The organism is Kitasatospora sp. NPDC022856, from assembly GCF_055561235.1.
In genome coordinates this window covers 1-23,942 of sequence record NZ_JBVHHE010000025.1, presented here as the reverse complement: position 1 = coordinate 23,942, position 23,942 = coordinate 1, and the positions used below count along the sequence as shown (strand labels likewise).

At 72.4% G+C, this 23,942-nt stretch carries 21 protein-coding genes, 1 tRNA gene and 1 pseudogene; 13 read left to right on the top strand and 10 right to left on the bottom strand.

Features of this window, described 5'->3' with window-relative positions:
- Positions 1 to 35 precede the first annotated feature (35 nt).
- Complete coding sequence (locus ACZ34W_RS27435; RefSeq protein WP_329491627.1) at positions 36 to 296, bottom strand: hypothetical protein; 261 nt, start codon at positions 294 to 296, stop codon at positions 36 to 38.
- Positions 293 to 631, bottom strand: a complete 339-nt coding sequence (locus ACZ34W_RS27430) for a DUF6247 family protein (RefSeq protein ID WP_465607870.1) — start codon at positions 629 to 631, stop codon at positions 293 to 295. Before ACZ34W_RS27430 ends, ACZ34W_RS27435 begins: the two co-directional genes overlap by 4 nt.
- Before the next feature lie 753 nt (positions 632 to 1,384).
- Between ACZ34W_RS27430 and lanL the strand changes: the two genes are divergently transcribed.
- The 7 genes from lanL (at position 1,385) to ACZ34W_RS27395 (ending at position 11,211) form a co-directional block, all read left to right on the top strand.
- On the top strand, positions 1,385 to 4,081 hold the full coding sequence (lanL, locus tag ACZ34W_RS27425) for a class IV lanthionine synthetase LanL (protein WP_465607868.1): 2,697 nt from the start codon (positions 1,385 to 1,387) through the stop codon (positions 4,079 to 4,081).
- A 5-nt stretch (positions 4,082 to 4,086) separates the two neighbouring features.
- A complete protein-coding gene (locus tag ACZ34W_RS27420; protein WP_329491624.1) occupies positions 4,087 to 4,206 on the top strand; it encodes an ALQxL family class IV lanthipeptide in 120 nt (39 codons plus the stop codon).
- Between the two features lie 29 nt (positions 4,207 to 4,235).
- Positions 4,236 to 4,355 (top strand): ALQxL family class IV lanthipeptide, encoded by a 120-nt coding sequence (locus tag ACZ34W_RS27415; protein WP_329491623.1) that lies wholly within the window; start codon positions 4,236 to 4,238, stop codon positions 4,353 to 4,355.
- A 739-nt stretch (positions 4,356 to 5,094) separates the two neighbouring features.
- Positions 5,095 to 6,072, top strand: a complete 978-nt coding sequence (locus ACZ34W_RS27410) for an ABC transporter permease (protein WP_465607865.1) — start codon at positions 5,095 to 5,097, stop codon at positions 6,070 to 6,072.
- Between the two features lie 48 nt (positions 6,073 to 6,120).
- Positions 6,121 to 7,206, top strand: a complete 1,086-nt coding sequence (locus ACZ34W_RS27405) for an ABC transporter permease (RefSeq protein ID WP_465607863.1) — start codon at positions 6,121 to 6,123, stop codon at positions 7,204 to 7,206.
- Positions 7,203 to 9,356 (top strand): ABC transporter ATP-binding protein, encoded by a 2,154-nt coding sequence (locus ACZ34W_RS27400; RefSeq protein ID WP_465607861.1) that lies wholly within the window; start codon positions 7,203 to 7,205, stop codon positions 9,354 to 9,356. The genes ACZ34W_RS27405 and ACZ34W_RS27400 overlap by 4 nt, the downstream gene beginning before the upstream one ends.
- A 154-nt stretch (positions 9,357 to 9,510) precedes the next feature.
- Positions 9,511 to 11,211, top strand: a complete 1,701-nt coding sequence (locus ACZ34W_RS27395) for an ABC transporter family substrate-binding protein (protein ID WP_359809763.1) — start codon at positions 9,511 to 9,513, stop codon at positions 11,209 to 11,211.
- Between the two features lie 75 nt (positions 11,212 to 11,286).
- Here the strand turns inward: ACZ34W_RS27395 and ACZ34W_RS27390 are convergent, their stop codons facing one another.
- The 3 genes from ACZ34W_RS27390 to ACZ34W_RS27380 all read right to left on the bottom strand — a co-directional run bounded on the left by ACZ34W_RS27390 (position 11,287) and on the right by ACZ34W_RS27380 (position 12,278).
- On the bottom strand, positions 11,287 to 11,748 hold the full coding sequence (locus ACZ34W_RS27390) for a glycine-rich domain-containing protein (RefSeq protein ID WP_465607859.1): 462 nt from the start codon (positions 11,746 to 11,748) through the stop codon (positions 11,287 to 11,289).
- 28 nt (positions 11,749 to 11,776) lie between these two features.
- Positions 11,777 to 11,983 (bottom strand): hypothetical protein, encoded by a 207-nt coding sequence (locus ACZ34W_RS27385; protein WP_329491617.1) that lies wholly within the window; start codon positions 11,981 to 11,983, stop codon positions 11,777 to 11,779.
- A 215-nt stretch (positions 11,984 to 12,198) separates the two neighbouring features.
- Positions 12,199 to 12,278, bottom strand: a tRNA-Tyr gene (locus ACZ34W_RS27380).
- Positions 12,279 to 12,644: 366 nt separating this feature from the next.
- Between ACZ34W_RS27380 and ACZ34W_RS27375 the strand changes: the two genes are divergently transcribed.
- The gene (locus ACZ34W_RS27375) at positions 12,645 to 12,803 is read left to right on the top strand and encodes a hypothetical protein (RefSeq protein WP_465607856.1); all 159 of its coding nucleotides are present in this window, start codon (positions 12,645 to 12,647) and stop codon (positions 12,801 to 12,803) included.
- 295 nt (positions 12,804 to 13,098) lie between these two features.
- A complete protein-coding gene (locus ACZ34W_RS27370; RefSeq protein ID WP_465607855.1) occupies positions 13,099 to 13,452 on the top strand; it encodes an EF-hand domain-containing protein in 354 nt (117 codons plus the stop codon).
- Positions 13,453 to 13,504: 52 nt separating this feature from the next.
- Here the strand turns inward: ACZ34W_RS27370 and ACZ34W_RS27365 are convergent, their stop codons facing one another.
- Complete coding sequence (locus tag ACZ34W_RS27365; protein ID WP_329491613.1) at positions 13,505 to 14,029, bottom strand: peptidylprolyl isomerase; 525 nt, start codon at positions 14,027 to 14,029, stop codon at positions 13,505 to 13,507.
- A gap of 378 nt (positions 14,030 to 14,407) precedes the next feature.
- Here ACZ34W_RS27365 and ACZ34W_RS27360 point away from each other — a divergent pair, with 378 nt between their 5' ends.
- Entirely contained in the window at positions 14,408 to 14,794 is a 387-nt protein-coding gene (locus ACZ34W_RS27360) for a hypothetical protein (RefSeq protein WP_465607853.1), read from the top strand.
- A gap of 71 nt (positions 14,795 to 14,865) precedes the next feature.
- Here ACZ34W_RS27360 and ACZ34W_RS27355 read toward each other — a convergent pair whose 3' ends face one another.
- Together ACZ34W_RS27355 and ACZ34W_RS27350 are read right to left on the bottom strand one after the other, a co-directional pair.
- A complete protein-coding gene (locus ACZ34W_RS27355) occupies positions 14,866 to 15,660 on the bottom strand; it encodes a DeoR/GlpR family DNA-binding transcription regulator (RefSeq protein WP_465607851.1) in 795 nt (264 codons plus the stop codon).
- Between the two features lie 228 nt (positions 15,661 to 15,888).
- Positions 15,889 to 16,613 (bottom strand): annotated as a pseudogene (locus ACZ34W_RS27350) (hypothetical protein).
- A 296-nt stretch (positions 16,614 to 16,909) separates the two neighbouring features.
- Here ACZ34W_RS27350 and ACZ34W_RS27345 point away from each other — a divergent pair.
- From ACZ34W_RS27345 to ACZ34W_RS27335, 3 genes are all read left to right on the top strand, one after another.
- Entirely contained in the window at positions 16,910 to 17,506 is a 597-nt protein-coding gene (locus ACZ34W_RS27345; protein ID WP_465607849.1) for a DUF1349 domain-containing protein, read from the top strand.
- 664 nt (positions 17,507 to 18,170) lie between these two features.
- Positions 18,171 to 19,610, top strand: a complete 1,440-nt coding sequence (locus ACZ34W_RS27340; protein ID WP_465607847.1) for an RICIN domain-containing protein — start codon at positions 18,171 to 18,173, stop codon at positions 19,608 to 19,610.
- Positions 19,611 to 19,700: 90 nt separating this feature from the next.
- Entirely contained in the window at positions 19,701 to 22,181 is a 2,481-nt protein-coding gene (locus tag ACZ34W_RS27335) for an RICIN domain-containing protein (RefSeq protein ID WP_465607845.1), read from the top strand.
- Between the two features lie 78 nt (positions 22,182 to 22,259).
- On the opposite strand, the gene ACZ34W_RS27330 is transcribed toward ACZ34W_RS27335, so the two are convergent.
- A complete protein-coding gene (locus ACZ34W_RS27330) occupies positions 22,260 to 23,321 on the bottom strand; it encodes a LacI family DNA-binding transcriptional regulator (protein WP_465607843.1) in 1,062 nt (353 codons plus the stop codon).
- Between the two features lie 279 nt (positions 23,322 to 23,600).
- Positions 23,601 to 23,942: ABC transporter permease (locus ACZ34W_RS27325; protein WP_465607841.1), on the bottom strand; the 342-nt coding region annotated here is incomplete at its 5' end.

Sequence of the window (23,942 nt, the reverse complement as noted above, 5' to 3'; positions counted from 1 at the left end):
CCCGCCGTGAAGGTCGGCCGGATCCGCGGAGGCTGTCAGCCGAGCCAGACGATGTCGATGACGTGCAGGCGCCCGGCCGGGCGGTTCACCAGGTAGACGAGGCTGAGCTGGCCGACGGAGGCGCAGCGGACGTCTTCGCCTTCGAGGTCGGTGGCGTCCCACTGCGGCCACCCCCAGGGGGTTCGGGAGGCGATGTCCAGCAGGTCGCGGACCGTCCGCTGGGCGTGTGGGGGGAGGTCGACGAAGGTCTTGGCCGCCTGCGGGGACAGCCGGGCCGGCCAGACGCGGTCGCTCACCGGTCCGTCCCGGTGAGTTCGGCGAGGTCGACCCCGTCCCCGTCGTCCGGGCCGGCGGCGACGAACGCGTCGACCGCCGGTGCGCTGTCCAGACGGACCCGCCAGGTCCGGACCACGTGGTGCAGCGGGGAGAGGTCGTAGGTCTGACGCGAGTCGTCGAGCGCCTTGGCCCAGTCCCGTTCGAACGCCGACAGCCACCTGGCGGCCCGCTCGGGCGGCTCGGCGTGGATACGGGCGAGCAGTCGGGCGGCGGCACGCGGCGCCGGAGCCGCCGGCGCGGCGGGAAGGTGGTCGGGCTGGGCGCTCAAAGGGTCCTCCACTTCGCTGCCGGTCACGGTACGGCAATCGGTGCGGCCGGCGGCGGGACCTCAGCCGGATCTCCCCCGACGTTGGCCGATTCGAGTGCGCCGACAGCCGACGATCGGGGCCGGCCGCACCGGTGGGTCGGCGGAGCCGACGCTGCTGGACATGTTCACGAGGATCGGTGCCCCTCGTGGGTGCCGAGGACGGCTCCGCCACCCGGGGGTCGGGGGCTCCTCCCCCGGAGCTACCAGGCCCCCGCCCCGCGCGGACGGGCCGAACGGGCGGTTCATCGCGCGGACCGGGCGCCGGGAGCGTCAGCAGGCCCGACGGCGCACCGCGCCGAGCCGGGCATCTCCCGGCCCGTCCGGGCTCCCCGGCCGGCGTCTCGGCCGCCCCCGGGTACGGCTCAAAGCCCGATCGGGCCGGGGCAGGACCGGAACCGGCCCCCCGGTACGGGAACAACCCACTCCTCGCCTCGCCGGCCGACAGTTTCCGAACCTGCGCGCGATTCCCGCTCCGCCCAGGTAACGGGCACGTCAACCCGCCCCCGCCCGCCGGCCGTGGCGGCCGACGGAGCCGTTACGGCACCACGCGCCCCGGCGGACCCACCGGACCCGGCCCGGGGTCGGGACCGTTCGGCGAGCCGTCGACCGGCCCCATGGGGGTTCACGGCCGGAAGATACGTGGTCGTCCCCCATGAACCGGACGTCCCCGCGCCGCCAGGATCAGCGATGCGCTCGGAGGCCGACCGGCTCCGGCAGGGCTCCACGGACGAAGGAAGAACGATGGCAGAGGGGCAGACGGCGGGTCAGGGCTCGGCGGATCCGTACGCCACGTTCTACCCCGACCTGATCGGGGCGGTGCTGCGCCGTCAGGGCGCGCGGGGCTGGACCGTCACTCCCGGGGACTTCTGGTGCCACGTCCGGCCGGGCGACGCCGGCCTCGGCCGCCGGCAGGGCTGGAAGCTGCACGTGTCCGCCACCCCGCTCTCCGCCCCGACGGTGCTGACCCGGGCCGCCGAAGTGCTCGTCGCCGCCCGGGCCCCGTTCAAGTGCGCCGGTACACCCGGCCGGCTGACGGAACTCGTCTCCGCCCGCTACGACCGGGGCGGCGGCGGGAAGTTCATCACCGTCTACCCGGACGACGACGACCACTTCCGCCGGCTCGCCGAGGAACTGCACCGGGCCACCGCGCACCTGCCGGGGCCGGGCATCCTCTCCGACCGCCGGTACCGGCCGGACAGCCCGGTCCACTACCGCTACGGGGCCTTCCGTGGCTCCCCGCGGCTCACCAACGACGGTTCGGTCGAACCGATGCTGCAGGCGCCGGACGGGACCTTCGTCCGCGACCGGCGCACGGCCGGGTTCACCCCGCCCGCCTGGGCCGCCTCGCCGCTCCCGCTCCCCGACACTCCCCCGGCCGCCCCCGGGACGAGCGTGCTGCTGAACAACCGCTACGTCGTGCACAAGGCGATCCGGCACGCCTACAAGGGCGGCGTCTTCCTCGCCACCGACCGGCGGACCGGCCTGGAGGTCGTCGTCAAGGAGGCCCGCCGGCACGTCGGGGCCGTCCTCGAAGGCACCGACGCCGGCGACCTGCTCGACCACGAGGCCGCCATGCACGCCCTGCTCGCACCGCTCGGCCGATGTCCGCAGGTCGTGGAGGTCTTCGGCCAGGGCGGCAACCGGTACCTCGTGGAGGAGCTCGTCGCCGGGCGCACCCTGCGCGCCTGGGTGTCCGAGCGGCTGCGCCCCGACCGGGCCCAGGTGCTCGACCTGGCCGGGCAACTGCTGGACGTCGTCGCGGCCGTCCACGAACTCGGCCTGGTCCTGCGGGACTTCAACCCCAACAACCTGATGGTCACCCCGGACGGCGAGGTCCGCCTGATCGACCTGGAGTCCCTCGCCCGCCCCGGGGAGCACGTCCTGCGCCTGCACACCCCGGGCTTCGGCGCGCCCGAGGTCGTCGACGGCGCACCGAGCGGCCCCGCCCCCGCGCCGGAGTCCGACCTCTACAGCCTCGGTGCCGTGCTGTTCCACCTGCTGACCGGTACCGACCCGGCGCTCGCCCCGGACCGCGGGGCGGCCCGCGGCCGGGACGAACGGACCGCCGCCCTGCTCGCCACCGCGCTCGCCGACCGCCCGGACCTCACCGACCTCCGCCCGCTCGTCCTCGGGCTCATGGCCGAGGACCGGAACGAGCGGTGGAGCCTGGCGAAGGCCCGCGCGGCGCTCGCCGCGCTGCCCGCCGCCACCGCGGCCGCCCCGGGGAGCGGCACCGTCCTGGACGACCGGACCGCGCGACGGCTGCTCGCCGACGGGCTGACCCATCTGATGGACACCATGACCCCGCAGGACCCGGTACGGCTCTGGCCCGCCGGCCCCTCCAGCGAGGGGACCGATCCGCTGAACGTGCAGCACGGTGCCGCCGGCGTCCTGTCCGTCCTCACCGCGGCCGCCGCCCACCGCGCCGACCCGCGGCTGCGGGCCACCGTCGCCGAGGCGGCGAAGTGGATCGCCGCCCGGGCCGGGACCGGCGGACAGCTGCTGCCCGGACTGCACTTCGGCCGCTCCGGCACCGCCTGGGCGCTGCTGGACGCGGCCCGGCTGCTCGGCGACGACGGCCTCGCCGCACACGCCGCCCAGCTGGCCCGCGCCGTCCCGCTGCGGTGGCCCAACCCCGACGTCTGCCACGGCGTGGCCGGCGCCGGCCTGGCCCAGCTCCACTTCTGGCGGACCACCGGCGACGAGGAGTTCCGCCGACGCGCGGTGACCGCCGCCGAACACCTGCTGACCACCGCCGCGCAGGGCCGCTCCGGTGTGGTGTGGCCCGTCCCGGCCGACTTCGACTCCGAACTCGCGGGCATCACCCACCTCGGCTTCGCCCACGGCGTCGCCGGCGTCGCGACCTTCCTGCTCCTCGCCGGACTCACCGCCGAACGGGAGGACTTCGTCCACGCCGCCCGGGTCGCCGCCGAGACGCTGCTCGCCACCGCACGGGTCCGTGACGGCGCCGCCGCCTGGCCGGTCGAGGACCGCGGCGCCGACGCCCCCGCCCACGCGCCCCACTGGTGCAGCGGCGCCTCCGGCATCGGCACCTTCCTGATCCGGCTCTGGCAGGCCACCGGGGACCCGCGCTACCGCGAGACGGCCGAACAGGCCGCGGCCGAGGTGTACCGCTGGCGGTGGCAGAGCTCACCGGCCGCCTGCCACGGCCTCGCGGGCAACGCCGAGTTCCTCCTCGACCTCGCCGACGCCCTCGACGAGCCCCTCCACCGGCGCCGCGCCGAGGAACTCCTCGCCTGCGCCCACGCACGCCACGTCGTCCACGACGGGCTGCTCCTGATCCCCGACGACACCCTGACCAGGGTGGGCGTCGGCTACAACACCGGACTCGGCGGGCCCCTCGGCCTGCTGGTACGGCTCCACCACGGCGGACCGCGCCTCTGGCTCCCCGCCCCCGACCCGGCCGAAAGGAGGTGACCACCATGACCGAGGACGTCAACGCCCTGCAGCTGCTCGACAGCGAGGAGCAGACCACCACCGGCTACATGTGCTTCCCGTTCAGCATCTTCCAGTGCGGCAACTGGAGCATCAACGACATGTGACAACTCCCCCTCCACAGAAGGAGAACACCATGACCGAGGACGTCAACGCCCTGCAGCTGCTCGACAGCGAGGAGCAGGCCGGCAGCGGCTACATCTGTTTCCCGTTCAGCATCTTCCAGTGCGGCAACTGGAGCATGGGCGACAACTGAGCCTGACCACGGGGTGAAGCAGCACGACACCCCCGGCGACACCCCACCCCCGGTGCGGGTGACCGAGCCCCCTCGGTCACCCGCACCGGCCCCGTTCCGGGCCCCGAACCTCCGGCGCACACCCACCCGCACGGCCCTGCCTCCGGGGCACCGATGCACCGCGCGCCAGGGCATCCGTCCCGGTCGACCGAAAATGATCACGCCCGACGCGCACACGTCAACTAAGGTCGATGGGAGACCCCCTTGCCGCAACCGTCCCGACGATCCCGCGACACCGTCCCGTGGGGCCGGAGTGACAGCTGGGAGGCGGTGAAATGACTGCTCGATCAGGCAGCTCACGGCGTCCGTTTGTTGGCGAATCCTCGCCACTGGCGGGACATGCACGAACATAACCGGACAAACACTTCGACCGGTGGAACCATGCGTTCCGGGAGCCCCTGAGCCTGCAAAACACCTCGTGGCCTGCGACTCGGACCGAGGAAGCCATGGTCAAAGAGGGCTGCCACCCAAAGGACTGAACCCTTCTTTACCTAACCTTTGACAAAGCGTCAGTCGACAGCCCTCCGCCCGGTCAGCAAGATGTGCATCCGAGCCGCCTGACAGTGGCGGCCGACCTTTCCGACCATCCGTCCGACATCAAAGACGCTCCACGGCAGTCCGCGCACGGTCCTCCGTCCTCACGGACCCCGGAGTCCTGTTCCGTCGGTGGGCGCGGGTCCGCACGAGGGAGAGAACCGCCTTGGGCCGCTACATGCTCCGCAAGTTGGCCAACTATTTGATACTCGTCATACTTGCGGCTTCTCTCTCGTACTTCGTCGCGGGGCTCAGCCTGCACCCGCAGGCGAACTACGAGGGCCGCAACCCCCCGTTGGCCAAGGCGACCATCAGCAAGACGCTCGACGACGTCAACATGAACCCCGACACCCCGATCGTCAGCCGCTTCGGCACCTGGGCGAACGGTGTGATCCACGGGGACCTGGGCAAGTCGATCGACGGCTCGCCGGTCAACAGCGAGGTGGGCCGCCGGATCGGCGTCTCCACCCGGCTGCTGCTGCTGGCGACCCTGGTCGGCTCGGTCGGCGGCGTCGCGCTCGGCACCATCGGCGCGATCAAGCAGTACAAGTTCTTCGACCGGTTCACGACCCTGGCCTCGTTCTTCGTCCTCGCGATGCCCGTCTTCGTGCTCGGCCTCTTCCTGAAGCTGCTGACGATCAAGTTCCTGGGCGCCGGCACCATCCACTTCACCGGTGAGACGGACGCCGAGTTCGCCGGCCGCTGGGACTTCGCCGCCCTGGGCAACCGGGCCGAGCACATGCTGCTCCCCGGCCTGACGCTGATCCTCATCCAGATCGCCCTGTACAGCCGCTACCAGCGCAGCACCATGCTCGACGTCCTCGGCAGCGACTTCCTGCGCACCGCCCGGGCCAAGGGCCTGCGCCGGCGCACCGCCCTGGTCAAGCACGGCCTGCGCACGGCGATCCTCCCGGTGGTGCCGCTGCTGGTGTTCAACATCGTGCTGCTGTTCGTCGGTGCGACCTTCACCGAGAAGACCTTCGGCTGGCACGGCATGGGCGAGTTGCTGATCAACTCCATCACCCGCAACGACGTCAACACCACGTCGGCGGTGGCCCTGTTCACCGCCGGCCTGGTGCTGATCGCCGGTCTGCTGTCCGACCTGCTCTACGCGGCGCTCGATCCCCGGGTCCGGGTGCGCTGACGCACCCCGCCCCGCCGAGCACCCCAACACCCGTAGAGGAGAGAGAACATGAGCGCCGACCAACCCGCCCCCTCGAACACCTCCGCCGCCGGCGGCGAGGCGGTCTCCGCCCTGGCCGCCGCCACGGCCGGTGTCCCGCAGACCCCGGCCGCCAGCGCCCCGAAGTCCCCCGCCACCGCCCGCAAGCGGACCGGCCGGGGCCGGCTCACCGCCCGCCGCTTCGCCCGCAACAGGCTCGCCCTCGTCGGCCTGGGCATCCTGGTCGTGCTGTTCGTGGCCGCGTACGCCGGCCCGTCGTTCAGCAAGTACGACTACCGCTTCCACGACTACATGGCCTTCAACGCGCCGCCCGGCGGGAACCACTGGTGGGGGACCAACCAGGGCGGCCAGGACCTCTTCGCGCTGACCATGCGCGGACTGCAGAAGTCGCTGGTGATCGGCCTGCTGGTGGGCGGCATCAGCACCGTGGTCGCGGGCTTCGTCGGCGCCTTCGCCGGCTACTACGGCCGCTGGATCGACAAGGGCCTGACCTGGTTCGTCGACCTGCTGCTGGTCCTGCCGAGCTTCCTGATCATCGCCGTGCTGTCGCCGATCTTCCGCAACTCCAGCTGGCTGATCTTCGTGGTCCTGCTCGCGGCGTTCAGCTGGATGATCACCGCACGGGTGGTCCGCAGCATGACGCTGACGCTGAAGGACCGGGAGTTCGTGAAGGCCGCCAAGTACATGGGCGTCCCCGGCCCGGTCATCATCATCCGGCACATCCTGCCGAACATGGCCTCGCTACTGATCATCGACACGGTGATCCAGGTCGGTGCCGCGGTCATCGGCGAGAGCGGCCTGTCGTTCTTCGGCTTCGGCGTGCAGGCACCGGACGTCTCGCTCGGCACGATCATCGCCGACAACACCACCAACGCGCCGACCTTCCAGTGGCTGTTCTACTTCCCGGCCACCTGCCTGGTGCTGATCGGCATCGCGGTCGCGTTCGTCGGCGACGGTCTGCGCGACGCCTTCGACCCGACCTCCGGCGGGGCGAAGTCGAAGGGGCGCCGCCGCAGGGCCCTCGCCGAGCGCAACGCCGCCCGCCGGGGCGCCACGCTCCCCGGCGGCACCCGGGACGTCGTGAGCTCGTCATGACGGACGCGCTCCAGCCCCCGCAGCCCGACACCAGCACCCCCGGTACCAAGGAAGGACTCCGACCGGTGACCGACACCCGGCTGGACAAGCCGCAGCCCGTACTCGAAGTGAGGGACCTTCAGGTCTCCTTCCCCAGCGAGGCCGGCGAGGTCCGCGCCGTCCGCGGCGTCTCCTACGCCGTCCGCCCGGGCGAGGTGCTCGGCATCGTCGGCGAGTCCGGCTCCGGCAAGTCCGTCTCCTCGATGGCCGTGCTCGGGCTGCTGCCCGAAGCCGCGGAGGTCTCCGGTTCGGTCCGGCTCGGCGGCCGTGAGCTGCTCGGCCTGTCCGACAACGAGCTCTCGAAGATCCGCGGCAAGGACATCGGCATGGTCTTCCAGGACCCGCTGTCCGCGCTCACCCCGGTCTACTCGGTCGGCACCCAGATCGTCGAGGCGCTGCGGATCCACCAGGACATGACCAAGGAGCAGGCCCGCACCCGGGCCGTCGAACTCCTGGACGTGGTGGGCATTCCGGACCCGAAGCGCCGGGTGGACAACTTCCCGCACGAGTTCTCCGGCGGCATGCGCCAGCGCGCGATGATCGCCATGGCGATCGCCAACGACCCCAAGGTGATCATCGCCGACGAGCCCACCACCGCCCTCGACGTGACCATCCAGGCGCAGGTCCTGGAGGTCCTGAAGAAGGCCCAGGACGTCACCGGCGCGGCGATCGTGATGATCACCCACGACCTCGGCGTGATCGCCGGCTTCGCCGACCGCGTCCAGGTGATGTACGCGGGCCGGGCCGTCGAGTCCGGCGGTGTCGACGAGGTGTACTACCGCCCGCGGATGCCGTACACCATCGGACTGCTGGGCTCGATCCCCCGGCTGGACAACACCGGGCGCCGGGCCCTGACCCCGATCGAGGGCACCCCGCCGTCGATGGTCGAGCTGCCCGAGGGCTGCCCGTTCGCGGCCCGCTGCCCGATCGCCGTCGAGCGCTGCCGCGAGGTGGAGCCGGCGCTGTCGGTCAAGGAGGGCAACACCCACCCGACCGCCTGCCACCGCAGCCACGAACTGGCCGGCGCGCTGGACCCCGCCACCATCTACCCCGTGCCCGAACTCCCGGCCGCCGTCACGCTGGAGAGCGTGCCGCGCGAGCAGCGCCCCAAGGTGCTGGAGATCGACGGGCTGACCAAGCACTTCCAGCTCACCCAGGGCGCCGTGATCAAGCGCAAGGTGGGCGTGGTCAAGGCGGTGGACGGCATCACGCTGGACATCCGCGAGGGCGAGACGCTCGGCCTGGTCGGCGAGTCCGGCTGCGGCAAGACCACCACCCTGCTGGAGATCCTGGACCTGCCCAGCGGCCAGGCCGGGACCGTCACCGTGTTCGGCAAGGACGTCCGCGGCCTCGGCCGGGCCGACCGCAAGGCGCTGCGCCGGGACATGCAGATCGTGTTCCAGGACCCGATGGCGGCCCTGGACGCCCGGATGCCGATCGGTGACATCCTGGCCGAGCCGCTGCGCACGCACCGCTGGGACAAGGAGCGGATCGCCGCCCGCGTCCCCGAGCTGCTGGAGATGGTCGGCCTCAACCCCGACCACGCCGACCGCTACCCGCAGGAGTTCTCCGGCGGCCAGCGCCAGCGCATCTCGATCGCCCGCGCGCTCGCCCTGGAGCCCCGCCTCGTCATCCTGGACGAGCCGGTCTCCGCCCTCGACGTCTCGATCCAGGCGGGCGTGCTCAACCTGCTGGACGAGCTCAAGGTGAAGCTCGGTCTGAGCTACCTGTTCGTCGCCCACGACCTCTCGGTGGTCCGGCACATCGCCGACCGGATCGCCGTGATGTACCTGGGCCGGATCGTCGAGCTGGGCGACTCCCGGTCCATCTTCGACGCGCCCTCCCACCCGTACACGCAGGCGCTGCTCTCCGCCGTCCCGCTCCCGGACCCGCGCCGGGAACGCGAGCGGACCCGGATCCTGCTCAGCGGCGACCTGCCCAGCCCGGCCAACGTGCCGACCGGGTGCCGGTTCCGCAACCGCTGCCCGAAGCACCCGGCGCTGAGCGAGGCCGAGCAGCAGCGCTGCCGCGACGAGGACCCCGGCAACAGCAGGCTCTCCGACGACCACGTCGCCGCCTGCCACTTCGCCGCCGCCCTCGAAGTGATCTGACCCCACGATCCGACCCCCACGAAAGGGGGCCGGGCCCGGCGGAACAGCCCGGTCCGGCCCCACCCGCAAGTCCGCAGTGCCAACCCTCCAGCACCTTCCGCTCCGGCGGCCCGCTGGGTCCATCCACCCTTCCGCACACTCCCTGGGGAATCCCTTGAAGCACACCCGGATCCCGGTCGCGCTGGTCGCCACCGTCGCCACCGCCTCGCTCTGCCTCAGCGCCTGCTCCAGCAGCTCCTCCGGAGGGGACGCCGCTCCCGCCAAGTCCGAGGCCCCGAAGATGACCCAGCGGGCCATGAACGAGAAGGACCGTGCCGACCTGAAGCAGGGCGGCACGCTCAACTGGGCGATCGACCAGCTCTCCAGCCAGTGGAGCCCGCTGGAGGCGGACGGCAACGAGGTCTCCACGACCGACGTCATGAAGGCGCTCATGCCGACCTTCTGGCACTCGGACGCCGGTGGCACCCAGACCCCGAACAAGGACTACCTGCTCGACGCCAAGTCCGAGACCAAGGACGGCAAGCAGGTCGTCACCTGGACCCTCAACCCGAAGGCCAAGTGGAACGACGGCACGCCGATCACCTGGCAGGACCTGGAAGCCAACTGGAAGGCCCAGAACGGCACCAACCCGGAGTTCAAGGCCACCTCGACGACCGGCTTCGACCAGGTCGAGAGCGTCGTCAAGGGTGCCGACGACTACCAGGCGATCATGACCTTCAAGTCGCCGTTCTCCGAGTGGCAGGCGCTGTTCAACAACGCCGCCAACGCGCCGCTGTTCCCGGCCAAGTACGTCGCCACCCCGGACGTCTTCAACACCGCGTACGTCGACAAGATCCCGACCTCGGCGGGCCCGTTCAAGCTCGACAAGATCGACCAGACCGCCAAGACCGTCACCGTCGTCGCCGACCCCGCCTGGTGGGGCCAGAAGCCGCTGCTCGACAAGATCGTCTACAAGGCCATGGACACCAACACCATGCCGCAGGCGTTCCAGAACGGCGAGATCGACTTCTACGACAACGGCCCGGACGCGTCCGGCTTCAAGCAGATCCAGTCCACCGCCGACGGCGAGGTCCGCGAGGCCGGCGGCCCGAACTTCCGCCACTTCATGTTCAACGGCAAGAGCCCGATGCTGACCGACCCCAAGGTCCGCCAGGCGCTCTTCAAGGCCATCGACCGCGAGACCATCGCCAAGTCGGACCTCACCGGCCTGGGCTGGCCGGCCGCCGCGATGAACAACCACTTCCTGGTGCCGAACCAGAACGGCTACAAGGACAACTCGGACGGCCTGAGCAAGTTCGACCCCGAGGCCGCCAAGAAGATGCTCGACGAGGCGGGCTGGAAGATGGACGGCGACGTCCGCAAGAAGGACGGCAAGGAGCTCAACCTCAAGTTCGTCATCCCGGCCGGCGTCACCATCGCCACCAACGAGGGCTCGATGCTCACCCAGATGCTGCAGCAGGTCGGCGTCAAGGTGAACATCTTCACCGCCCCGTCGAACGAGTTCTTCGACAAGTACATCTACAAGTACGACTTCGACATGACGGCGTTCTCGCTGATCGGCACGCCGTTCCCGGCCAGCTCCGCGACCGCGAACTTCAAGACCGACGGCGGCGCCAACTACAGCCAGGTCGGCAGCCCCGAGCTGGACCAGGCGATGGCCGACGCCGCCGCCGCCCAGACCCCCGAGACCGAGTTCGCGGCCATCAACAAGGCCGACGCCGAGGCCTGGAAGGTCGCCGCCCTGGTCACCCTGTACCAGCGCCCCGCCATCTTCGGTGTGAAGAAGTCGGTCGCCAACCTCGGTGCCCCGGGCCTCTCGGACTACCTGTACGAGAACATCGGCTTCACCAAGTAACACGATCCCGGGGCGGGTCGGCCGGAATCCCGGCCGACCCGCCCCGAACCATGTCGGCCGCGGGCACCGTCGCCACTACGGCCGGGTGCCCGCGCCCCACGGTTCGGGCACGCCCACCCGCACGTCGAGGTCCCACAGGACGCACTCCTCACCGGGCCGGGCCACGAACGACCAGGCCACGGCGGTGCGGCGCAGCTGTTCCGCCATCGATCCGGCGCGCCGCGCGCTGCCGGCGAGTTCTCCGCCCTGCGGATGGTGGTGGAGGTACCGCCCGTAGGCCCTCCGGCAGAAGGCCGCGTAGCGCTCGGTGCAGAGGATCAGCCCGTGCCACGCCTCGTCCACGGCGAACGACGGCATGCCGATGACCTCCCGGTCCAGCATCGCCGCCCCGCAGCAGCGCAGCCACTGGCGCAGCCCGGTCTCGACCAGCTCGCGCGGTTCGAACGGGCACGTCCGGTAGACGGCGGGGGGCAGTTCGAGCGCCTCGACGGCCGCCTGAACGCGGTCGACGCGACGGGAGTACGTTCGTGAGAGCACGCCTGCTCCGTTCCCGGCGGCCGGGCGCTCAGCTGCCGCCGCAGCCGCCGCCGCAACCACCTCCGCCACAGCCACCCCCGCCGCAACCGCCGCCGCTGCCGCCGGAGTCGCCGCTGCCGGAATCCCCGCCGCGGTAACGGGACTTCCTCTTCCGGTCCCCGCCGTCCGTCAGCGAGCCGGCGATGATGCCGAACAGGACGAGTCCGGCCAGAATGACGATACCGATGATGATCATCTATCCACTCCCCCAGTTGGCGCCGGACGAGGTGCCTGACGACCTGCGGCGCACGGATTCCGGCCCGCTCGCGCGGGTCGCTCGGAATGCGGATCCGGCCGCGCCAGGACGGCCCCCGTCTGCGGCGATACTTCATTATGCTCGGAGGGTCTGACACTGAAACAGCGTCAGACCACCGGTGCGGCAAGCCGGCTGCCGTGCGGAGCCGGCCTGGGTGGGCGAGGACGGAGTCGAACCGTCACAGCCGAAGCGGGGGTGTTACAGACCCCTGGGCCCTCCCGTGCCCAGCTCACCCTCGGCGGAGGCGCCGCATCGAAGAGGGCCGCCTCGGGGACCGTCCCCCGAGGCGGCCCGGCCGGATCCGGCGGGCGCACTACGAGGACGTCCCCCGGATCCGGGAGTACCGGAAGCGCTGATACGGGAGCGCTGACACGGGGAGCGGGTGAAGGCGTTCACGGTCGCGCTCCTCCCTGGTGGTTCGGCGCGATGCGCCCACTGTGACGCCCGCCCGGCGGACGGGGCAACCGACTTACGACGACGCCGCCCGGCCCGTCGCCGCGGACGACGCACGGACCGGGCGACCGGGGTCAGGGGTGCTCACCGGGCGGCCGGGCCCGCCGCGGCCGCGTGCCGGGCACGGGCGAGCGTCGGATAGCGGACCGTGAACAGGAGCGGCAGGAGCAAGGACGAGAACGCGGCCCGCGAGCTGAACATCTCCCTGCGCAGGTACCGCACCCACGTCGCCGGCCTGATGACCCGCCTCGGCGCCACCACCCGCTTCCAGGCCGCCCTGCGCGCCAAGGAGCGCGGCTGGCTGTGACCCCGGGGCGGGCCCGGAGCCGGGCCCGGGTCGGGCGTCGACGCGCCTGCGCCGCCAGGGCGGTCCCACTGGATAGCGCGACCGGCGAGAACCCCGGACAGCCACCAGGAGGACACGCAATGTCAGATCCGGCGAAGCGCCGCATCTTCTCCATGCTGGACACGGACGGCGACGGCGTCATCTCGCGGGCGGAGTACGCCGCCCGGGTCGACCGGGCGGCCGCGGCCGTGGGCGCGACGCCCGGGACCCGCTCGTCGTCGCGGCCCGGACCGCCCACGAGGAGGTCTGGCGCCAGATGGACGCCGACCACGATTCCCGCGTCACCTTCGAGGAGTACCGCTCCTGGGCGGGACACGACGCGTTCGAGGCGACCTGCCGGCCCGCCCTCGGCTCGCTGTTCGACCTCGCCGACGCCGACGCCGACGGCCGCCTCACCCGCGAGGAGTTCAGCCGGCTGCGCACCGCGACCGGGAACGCGGAGGGCGACGTCGACGCGGCCTTCGACGCCCTCGACCCCCACGGCGGCGGCACCGTCGACCGCGACACCTACCTGGCGGCCATCCGGGACTTCCTCACCACCGGCACCTCCTCGATGGCGAGCGTGTACGGCGACGGCCGACCCGCGCCGGCGCCGGTCCCGTCCCCCTGAGCCACTCGCCCCGGGGCCGGTGGTCCGGCCGGTTCGTGCTCACCGAGGGGTCTCAGCGCTTGATCTCGATCCGGTCGATGGTGACCGCCTCAAGCGGCCGGTCGTTCGCGTCGGTGGCCACCGAGCCGAGTTCGGCCACGACCTTCTCGGAGGCGGCGTCCGCGACCTTGCCGAAGATCGTGTGCTTGAAGTTCAGCCAGGCGGCCGGCCCCAGGGTGATGAAGAACTGGGAGCCGTTGGTGCCGGGGCCGGAGTTGGCCATGGCGAGCAGGTAGGGCTTGTCGAAGACGAGGTCCGGGTAGCGCTCGTCACCGAAGGTGTACCCGGGGCCGCCGCGACCGGTTCCGGTCGGGTCGCCCGCCTGGATCATGAACCCGTCGATGATCCGGTGGACGGGGGTGCCGTCGTAGTACGGGCCGCTGATCGGCTCGTCGGTACGCGGGTCGGTCGCCCCCTCCCGGGTGCCTTCGGCGAGCTCCACGAAGTTGCGCACCGTCTTCGGCGCCTGGTTCGGGAACAGCTCCACGGTGATGGCACCGTGGCTGGTGTGGATCACAGCGTTCTTGGCGTCGGCCATGTCGGGACTCCTCACATCGTGACGCTCCGGACGCGAGCGACGCCCTCAGGCTATCCGTCCGGAGGACCGCTCGGTCCCGGGGTGGATCACACCGCCGGCGCCCGTCCGCGACCGGGCCGGCACCGGCCTCCCTGCCCGACGGCGGCGGCCGCGTCGGCGCGCGGAGCGCGCTACCGCCGACCGCACGCCAGAGCCGCCCAGGATGCGGTTGGGCATTGACTCGGCACGCGGCGGACCCGATGATGCAACGCAAGGACGCGGTCCGGGCGCTACCGGCGGGTGGGAGAGTCCGCCCGGCGCCACCCCGGCCGTCCGTACGGAGGGTGGGCCGCCGGCGTTCCGGCGAGGTTCTGGGGGCTTGCGAAGAGGAGGCTTTCCGTGACCGCTCCGACCGCCCGTCTGGCCCCCGCGGCCTATCTGCGCTGCTTCCCCTTCGACCCCCGGGGCATGGCCGCCCACCGCGAGGCCCTGCGGCGCTTCGCCAGCCGCCTCGGCCTGCTCGCCCCCACCCTCTACTTCGACAACGGCGCCCCGTCTGCGGGCGTGCGCCCGCAGTTGGAGCTGCTGACCAGGTCCGTCCTCGACGGGCAGCACCGGATCGTGCTCGTGCCGGGCATGTGGGTGTTCTCCACCGACGAGCGACTGGCGCGGCTGATCACGTCCACGTTCGCGGGTGCGAACTGTCGCACGGTCAGACTGCCGGACCGCTTCGTGTCGATACCCCGCCCCCGGTCGGGGTCGGGGTCCGGGGCGCGGGCGGCCTGAGACCGGCCGCGGGCGGGGGCATTCGGCCCCGCCCGCGCCCGCTCGCACCCGCCCGCGCCCGCTCGCGCGGGTCAGCCGGTGGCGGTGGAGACCACCACGAGCTCGCCGACCGCCTCTTCGAGCGTGCCGCGGGCCTGCGCCGGCAGCGGGTCGTCGGTGATGAAGCAGTCGATCTCGGCGAGTTCCGCGAAGCTGCTCAGACCGATCACCCCCCACTTGGTGTGGTCCGCGACCACCACGGTCCGGCGGGCGGAGCCGATCATGGCGCGGTTGGCCTGCGCCTCGGCCAGGTTGGGCGTGGTCAGGCCCGCCCGTTCCGAGACGCCGTGCGCGCCCAGGATCAGCAGGTCCACGTGGAGGGAGCGGATCGTCTGCTCGGCCAGGGCGCCGACCAGGGCGGCCGAGCGGGTGGGCGATCCACCGGTCAGCAGCAGCGCGGGGGTGCTCGCCCCGGCCTCGCGGCCGGCCGCCCACACCAGGTCGGCGATCGCGAGCGAGTTGGTGACGATGGTCAGCTGCGGCACCTTGAGCAGCCTGGACGCCACCGCGAAGGTCGTGGTGCCGGCGGAGAGCGCGACGACGTTGCCGGGCTCCACCCGTGCGGCGGCGGCGTCCGCGATGGCGGCCTTGGCGGCCTCCTCCAGCGAGGACTTCGCCTCGAAGCCCGGCTCGTCGGTGCTGGAGGCGCCGATCGCCACGGCGCCGCCGTGCACCTTCTGCACCGTTCCCCGGCGGGCCAGGGTGTCCAGGTCGCGGCGGATGGTCATGTCCGACACCCCGAGCTGTTCGACCAGCTCGGCGACCCGCATCGCGCCACGACGGCGCACGGCCTCCAGGATCAGTGCCTGACGCTGTGGTGCCAGCATCCCTTGATCGGTCACGAGCTCCCCTGACGACCTGGGCGGGCATCGATGTCCCGCTACGTCCAGAGGGCAGGCTACCGCCGGAACGATCAGAAACCGACAGCCGGGCCCCCGGGGGCCGCCCCCGGCCTCCCGGGGCCGGGGGCAGGGCGCTCGGGAGGGCTCGGGGCGCCCTGCGGCGGCGGGCCGCCGGGCCGACCGCCAGACCCCCGACTCGGCCGCCACCTGCGTCTACGCGGCGAGTTCGCGAAGCCGGCGGGCGGCGTCCTCGGGGCACACGTCGTTGACGAAGGCGTCGGCCCCGGGCTCCACGCCGGCCGGGTACGTGAGCCGGTCCGCCGTCCGGCGGACGGTGAACAGTTCGAGGTGCGGGGCCGGCTCCGCCCCGCCCCGCTTGGGGGCCTGGTGCCAGGCGGCGACGTGGGGAGCGGGGCCGGCCGGCCCGCTCCGCCGTGGCAGAGGCGGGCGGAGCGGCACAGCAAGTACAGCTAGAAGGTGGGGAGTTCGGCCCGTTCGTGCGCGTCGAGGCAGGTGAGGTCGGGCACCCGGCGCTTGGGGTGGAGGTGGACTTCGTAGGGCCGGCGGGCGGCGAACGGGACGAAGGCGCTCCCGTGTTCGCCGTTGACGACCAGGCGGCGGGTGTCGACGCCTTCGGCGGCGTCCGGCAGGGCGGACAGTGCGGCGGTTCGGTCGCTCCAGGCGTCCAGGACGAGGCGGGCCCGCTCCTCGGGGAGGTCGGCGAAGGAGGCATCGTGGTCGGGTGGGTGGTGGGTGCGGCCCTGGCGCTGTGCGGCGACGGTGACCCAGTCGCCGGCCACCGGGTCGAGTCTGGTTTCGGAGTGGCCCGGGGTGGGTTCGAGCGGGCGGCTGTCGGCGGTGCCGCGGCCGGTCCCGGCCTCGACGTGGTAGTAGGTGAGCTCGCGGCCGTCCGCGAGACTGGTGACCGTCCCGTGCACGCCGGCACCCCTCGCGGACGGTTCTGTCGGGACGCGCGGCGCGGTGGGACGGTGGGCGGCCGACGGCAGGCGGGCCCCGACCGCGCCGCCCGGGCGGCCGGCGTCGCCGGTGCACTTGCTCATGATGCGCCTCCCACGGGAATCTCCTCTCCATTAACGCACAGCATTAAACCGAAGTCACCATAATGCAACAGTCTTTCATCGGGCGACTTGTCGGATCACGGCTGGACGATCGGATCTGGCTGATTCTGTGGATCTTTGGTGGATCTCCCTCGCCCAGTGTCAACAATGACGCCATGAGCCTCGACGACGCATTCGCCTCCCCCCTCCGCTGGGCGCCCGCCCCGGCCGCCTGCTCCCTGGCCGGCCACGTCCTGTCCGTCACCGCCGCCCCCCGAACCGACGTCTTCACCGACCCGCTCACCGGCGAGGCCAGGCGCAACGCCGCGACGGCGCTGGTCGACCCGCCGGACGGGGACTGGCAGTTCTCGGCCCGGCTCCGGGTCGGATTCCGGGCGCCGTGGGACGCGGGCGCCCTCATCGTCCGGTCGGACGCCGACCACTGGGCGAAGCTCAACTTCGAGCAGTCACCGGACGGAGCGCCGAGCGTCTACTCGGTGGTCACCCGCGGGCGCTCGGACGACGCGGTCGCGGGACCGGTCGAGGGCGACGCACTGTGGCTGCGGATCAGCCGGATCGCGCCGGCGTTCGCCTTCCACGTCTCCTCCGACGGCCGTACCTGGCGTCTGATCAGGCAGTTCGCCCTGGACGGGCCGGCTCCCGTCCGGGTCGGCATCGAAGTCCAGTCGCCGGTCGGCGAGGGCTGCCGCGTCGACTTCGACGACATCCGCCTGACGCCCACCCGGCTGGCCCACCTGTTCGACGGCCGCTGAGCCCGCCGGCGGGCCGCGGCCCGCCGGCCCTCGGAGGGATACCCCGGAAACCCACATGTTCGGACCACAACGCACACCAGGATCCCCGGCGCGCCCGGGGGATCCTGTCGCTTCTGCGGGCGGCACCGACGATTCCGTCACGGAGAAGTGATGGACCGGTAACGCGGAGTTTACCGGACGGGCCGATTCGTCCCGTCCGGGCGCAACTTGGACGAAACCCTTGACACTGCCGGACGGCGCTCCGAGACTCTCCGTCGACCGCTTGTTTGCGCCAACATCCCCGCGACGGACGCGCTGGGGGCGCCGACAGACGGTTACTCCCCGGTCATCCTCCGGACGCCGCGGACGGGACGACGGGGACTGCCCACAAAGCCGCCCCCGGCCTGTCGATCCGGCGCGCAAGCTCCTTCACCGGGAATGAGTGCCCCTGCGCCGCGCCGCTCCACCGGCCCACCGTCCTCGACCCCGCACGACGAATTCCACCCCCACCCAAGATGCCCGCACGACAGTCCCGCCCCCACCGCATTCGCCGTGCGCGGGAATTCGACGTCAGGCATGCCCTGAAACAGGGTGCCTGACAGCACGTCGGCCCTGGCAGTCCCGCGCCACCAGGACCGGACGCGGCCGTCACGCGTGCATCTGCGAGACCCAGAGGTATGAAGTCATGCCGCGATTGAGAACGATCCTGTTCGGCGCCCTGCTGGCGCTGCTCCTCCCCCTCTTCCAGGGCGTCGGCACCGCCCAGGCGGCCACGGTGACGATCACCAACGGCACCCAGTTCGCCGACACCGCCGGGAACCCGGTGCACGCCCACGGCGGCGGCGTCATCAAGGTCGGCAAGTACTACTACTGGTTCGGCGAGGACCGCAACGCCGACAACACCTTCCGCTACGTCTCCAGCTACCGCTCCAGCGACCTCCGGACCTGGGAGTTCCGCGGCCACGTGCTGAGCCAGTCCACCGACCCGGAGCTGCAGTACGCCGTGATCGAGCGGCCCAAGGTGATGTACAACGCCGCCACCGGCCAGTTCGTCATGTGGATGCACAAGGAGAACGGCTCGGACTACGGCGAGGCCCGGGCCGCGGTGGCCGTCTCCTCCACCGTCGACGGCAGCTACACCTGGCGCGGCAGCTTCCGGCCGCTGGGCGAGATGTCCCGTGACATCACCACCTTCGTGGACGACGACGGCACGGGGTACATGATCTCCGCCGCCAACGAGAACCGGGACCTGCACGTCTACCGGCTCACCGCCGACTACACCGGCATCGACGCCCAGGTGCAGAGCCTGTGGAACGGCCAGTCCCGCGAGGCGCCGGCGATGTTCAAGCGCGACGGCGTCTACTTCCTGCTCTCCTCCCACGCCACCGGCTGGGCGCCCAACCAGCAGAAGTACGGCACCGCCACCAGCGTCACCGGCTCCTGGAGCGACCTCCAGGACATCGGCGACTCCGTCACCTACTCCAGCCAGACCGCCTTCGTGCTGCCCGTCCAGGGCAGCGGCGGCACCGGCTACCTGTACATGGGCGACCGCTGGGGCAACGCCAGCGGCGGGACGGTCAACGACTCCCAGTACGTCTGGCTGCCGCTGACGTTCCCGACCGCCACCACCATGACCATGGGCTACTCCCCGCAGATCACCGTGAACGCCGCCACCGGCGTCGTCGCCGGCATGAAGGCCACCTGGGAGAGCCTGACGGGCCGCCAGAGCGGCAAGTGCGTCGACGTACGGGACTACTCCTTCGCCCGGGCGGGCCAGCTCATCCAGTGGGGTTGCGGCAACGGCGCCAACCAGAACTTCTGGATCAAGAACCTCGGCACCGGCTACGCCCAGATCATGGCTCGACACAGCGGACAGTGCCTCGACATCGCCGACGCGTCCACCGCCGACGGCGCGCTCGCCGTCCAGAACCCCTGCGACGGCCGGCCGTCCCAGCAGTGGCAGGTCCAGAAGGTCACCGGTGCCACGGGCTACGTCCGCCTGATCGCCCGGCACAGCGGCAAGTGCCTGGACGTGACCAACCAGTCCACCGCCGACGGCACCGCGCTGGAGCAGTGGACCTGCGGCACCGGCACCAACCAGCAGTGGAAGCGCACCACCGTCTGACCCGAGCCCCCCCGACGAAGCCCCTCCACCACCACCGTGTCCGGCGGAGGGGCTTCGCCCTGTCCGACCACCATCAGCCCAGGAGGACCCGTGTCCCCGCGCAAGCAACCGACCGACCGCGCCGGCAGAGCCCGCACCCGCCGGGCCCGCACCGGCCTCGGCGCCGCCGTCACCGCCGCCGCGGCCCTGGCGGCCGGCACGCTGAGCGCCCCGCCGGCCTTCGCCGACGAAGCCGCCGCGCACGTCACCGTCCGGCTCGACCCCGGCTACCAGCAGCAGCCGTTCCAGGGCTGGGGAACCTCCCTCGCCTGGTTCGCCAACGTCACCGGCGGGTGGCCGGAGGCCGAACGCTCCCAGCTCGCCGACGACCTCTTCGGCCCGGACGGCCTCGGCTTCACCGTCGCCCGCTACAACATCGGCGGCGGCGACAGCCCCGAGACGACGCCCTACCTCCGCCCGGGCGCCGCGGTGCCGGGGTACTGGAACCGCCCCGCGGCGTTCGGCCCGCCGGCCTCCGGCACCGCCGGCTGGACCGAGCCCGCCGACTGGTGGAACCCGGCCGACCCCACGCACTGGAACGCCGCCGCCGACGCCAACCAGCAGTGGTGGCTCAAGGCCGCGAAGACCCGCGGCGCGGACACCTTCGAGGCCTTCTCCAACTCCGCGCCCTACTTCATGACCAGGAGCGGGCTGGTCTCCGGCGCGGCCAACAGCTGGGAGGACAACCTCCGCCCCGACCAGTACGACCGCTTCGCCGCCTACCTGGCCGGGTCCCTGCAGCGGGCCCAGACCGCCACCGGCGTGACCTTCGGTGCCCTCTCCCCGATGAACGAGCCGAGCACCTCCTACTGGGGCGCCGGCGGCAGGCAGGAGGGCTCCCACTGGGACGTCGCCTCGCAGGCCCACCTGGTCACCGCGCTGCGCGGCGCACTGGACGCGGCCGGCGTGAGCACCCCGGTCTCGGCGATGGACGAGACCAGGCCCGACCTGTTCCGCTCCGACTGGAACTCCTACGCACCGGCGGTGCGCTCGACCGTGGGCAAGCTCAACACCCACACGTACGAGACCGGCGGCCGCACCGGGGCGCGCGACATCGCCAAGGGCGCCGGCAAGCCACTGTGGATGTCCGAGGTCGACCTCGGGGGCACCGTCCCGCAGAGCTTCACCGACATGTCACCCGCCCTCGACTTCGCCCAGCACGTCACCGACGACATCCGGGAGCTGGAGCCGAGCGCCTGGGTGATGTGGCAGGCCGTCGAGGACTACGCCAACATGACGCCCGCCCACGAGAACGCCAACTGGGGCCTCGTCCAGGTGGACTTCACCTCCACGAACCCGGGCGCCGAGCCGATCCGCAAGAACAAGAAGTACTGGGCCATGGCCAACTACAGCCGCTTCATCCGGCCCGGGGCCAGGGTGATCACCACCGACTCCGCGAACACCCTCGCCGCCCTGCGCCCCGGCGGCACGGGCACGGTGGCGGTCTACACCAACCCCACCGGCGCGCCGCAGAGCGTCACCCTCGACCTGGCGGCCTTCCAGAGCGTCAGCACCACCACCCCCGTGGAGCGCTACACCACCGACGCCGGGAAGAACCTGCAGCGCGACGGCGACCTGCGGGCCACCGCCGCCAAGACGCTCACCACCACGGTGGGCCCGGGCTCGGTGACCACCTTCGTCATCCCCGGCGCCACCGGCACCGACGCCGCGGTGACCGCCGCCGCCCCCGCCGGGCAGGTGCGGCAGCTCGTCAGCGACAACAGCGGCCTGGCGCTGTCCGCGGCCGCGAGCGCGCAGGGCGGCCCCGTCCAGCACCCCGCCAACCCGGCCGACCCGGCGCAGCAGTGGAAGTTCACCAAGGTCTCCGGCGGCTCCGACAACACGGCCGCCTACCGCCTGACCAACACGGCGAACGGCAAGGCCCTGACCGCCACCGCCACCCCGGGCACGCTCGGCTTCGCGGCGGCCAACTCGTCCGCGCAGCAGCTGTGGATGCTCTCCACCAACGGCGACGGCCACGGCACCCTGGTCAACAAGGCGACGGGCGACCTGCTCGACGTCACGGGCGCGTCCACGGGTGACGGGGCTCCGGTGGGGGTCTACCGGCCCACGACCGGGAGCAACCAGTCCTGGAACCTGCGCAGCACGGCACCCGACAGCTGGAAGGCGCTCCAGCTGCGGAGCAGCGGCAAGTGCGCCGACGTCCCCGGCGCCCCCGGCACGGCCGGCGCGCCCGCCGTGCAGTCCACCTGCAACGGTGCCACCGGCCAGCAGTGGTCGCTGCGGGCGAGCAGCCCCGGCTACGTGAACGTGGTCGCGCGGGGCAGCGGGCAGTGCCTGGACGTCGCCGAGGCCTCGACCGCCGACGGCGCCCCGCTGGTGCAGTACACGTGCAACGGCGGCGCCAACCAGGAGTGGTCGGTGCGCAGCACGGGCAGCGGCTACCTCACCCTGCTGGCGCGGCACAGCGGGAAGTGCCTGGACATCTCGGGGGCCTCGACCGCCGACGGCGCCCCGCTGGTGCAGAACACCTGCGGCGGCGGCCGCAGTCAGCAGATCAAGCTGAGCTGACGACCGGGTGCCGGGCCGCGGACGGTGATCACCGTCGGCGGCCCGGCACCCGTGGTGCGCCCGGGAGGCCTGCGGTGCTCAGGCCCGGCCGACGGCCGGGGGGCGGGTCGAGCTGGACCGGACGAGCAGGTGGGGTGTGACGGAGACGGGCTCCGTCCCGGCGCGCTGTCCGCCCGGCGGGTCGATCCGGTCGAGGAGGAGGGCGACGCACTGGCGGCCGACCTCCTCGAAGTCCTGGCGGACGGTGGTCAGCGGGGGCGCGAAGTACGCCGATTCCGGGACGTCGTCGAATCCCACCACGCTGACGTCCTCCGGGACCCGGCGGCCCGCCTCGCGCAGGGCCAGCGACAGGCCCAGGGCCATGTGGTCGTTGGCGGCGAAGACGGCGGTGACCTCGGGGCGGGCGGCCAGCTCCCGGCCGAGCTCGTACCCGGAGGCGGCGGTCCAGTCGCCCAGGGCGAGGGGCGGGACGGGGGCGCCGGCCTCCTTGAGCGTGCTGTGCCAGGCGGCGGCGCGCCGGCGCGCCGCGTAGGAGTCCTGCGGGCCGCCGATGTGCCAGACGGTGCGGTGGCCGAGGTCGAGGAGGTGGCGGGTGGCCGCGATCGCGCCGGCGGCCTGGTCGGTGTCCACCGAGGGGAAGCGGCGTTCGGGGTCGCCGTCGGCGACGACCACCGGGACGCCGGAGGAGATGTCGAAGCCGCGCCGGTCGAGGATCTGCGCCTCGATGACGATCAGGCCGTCCACGGCCTGGTCGGTGAGCTGGCGGACGGCCTGCTGCACGGCGTCCTCGGTCTGGGCCTCGGCGCAGACCACGTTCACCGAGTACCCGGCCGCCTGGGCGGCGCGGGAGATGGCGGCCAGGGTGCGGGCGTTGCCCTGGGCGGCGATGTCGAAGGTGACCACACCGAGGACGTGGAAGCGCCCGAGGGTGAGGGCCCGGGCGGCACTGTTGCGCTGGTAGCCCAGCATCCGCATGGCGGACAGGACCCGGTCACGCGTCTCGGGCTCCACGTTGGGGCGGTGGTTGGCCACGCGGGAGACCGTTTGGGAGGAGACGCCCGCGAGCGCGGCGACGTCCGCCTGGGAGGGCGGGCGCTGCTTGCCGCGGGTGGTGCTGCCGGGCGTCACGCTGTGGTCCATACCGGTCCGTTCTCTCGTGTCTGCGTGAACATCGTAGACGGTGCGCCGCCCGGGGCCACCGGCGCAGGTCCTGGGAATGCGCTGAGAAAAAGGGAGGCTGCCGGCCCCGCCCGCCCGTAAGGAGGCGGGGGAACCGGCAGCCGGTGGCGGCGCGGCCGACCCTCAGCGGCGCGCCGCCGGTCCGCCCTCCCGAGGAGCCGCGGACGCCACAGCCATGGGGCGGCCGCTGTCCGGCTCCGCGAGGGGGCGGAGGATCAGGGGGTTGGAGGGTGGCAGGCCTCAGGCGGGGAGGCCGATGGCGCGTTCGCCGTTGCGGCGCTGCTGGATGACGACGGCGGCGACGAGGAGGGCGCCCTGGGCGACGTTCTGCCAGAAGGAGTTGATGCCTTCGACGGTGAGGCCGTTCTCGAGGCAGCCGAGGAGGGCGACGGCGAGGAGGGTGCCGCCGATGCCGCCCTTGCCGCCCTTGAGGGCGCAGCCGCCGAGGGCGGCGGCGGTGATGGCCTTGAGTTCGAGGCCTTCGCTGCCGGAGGTGGGTTGGCCGGAGCCGGTGCGGGCGGTGAGGAGGATGCCGGCGACGGCGGCGACGATGCCGATGAGGGCGTAGACGGAGACGAGGTA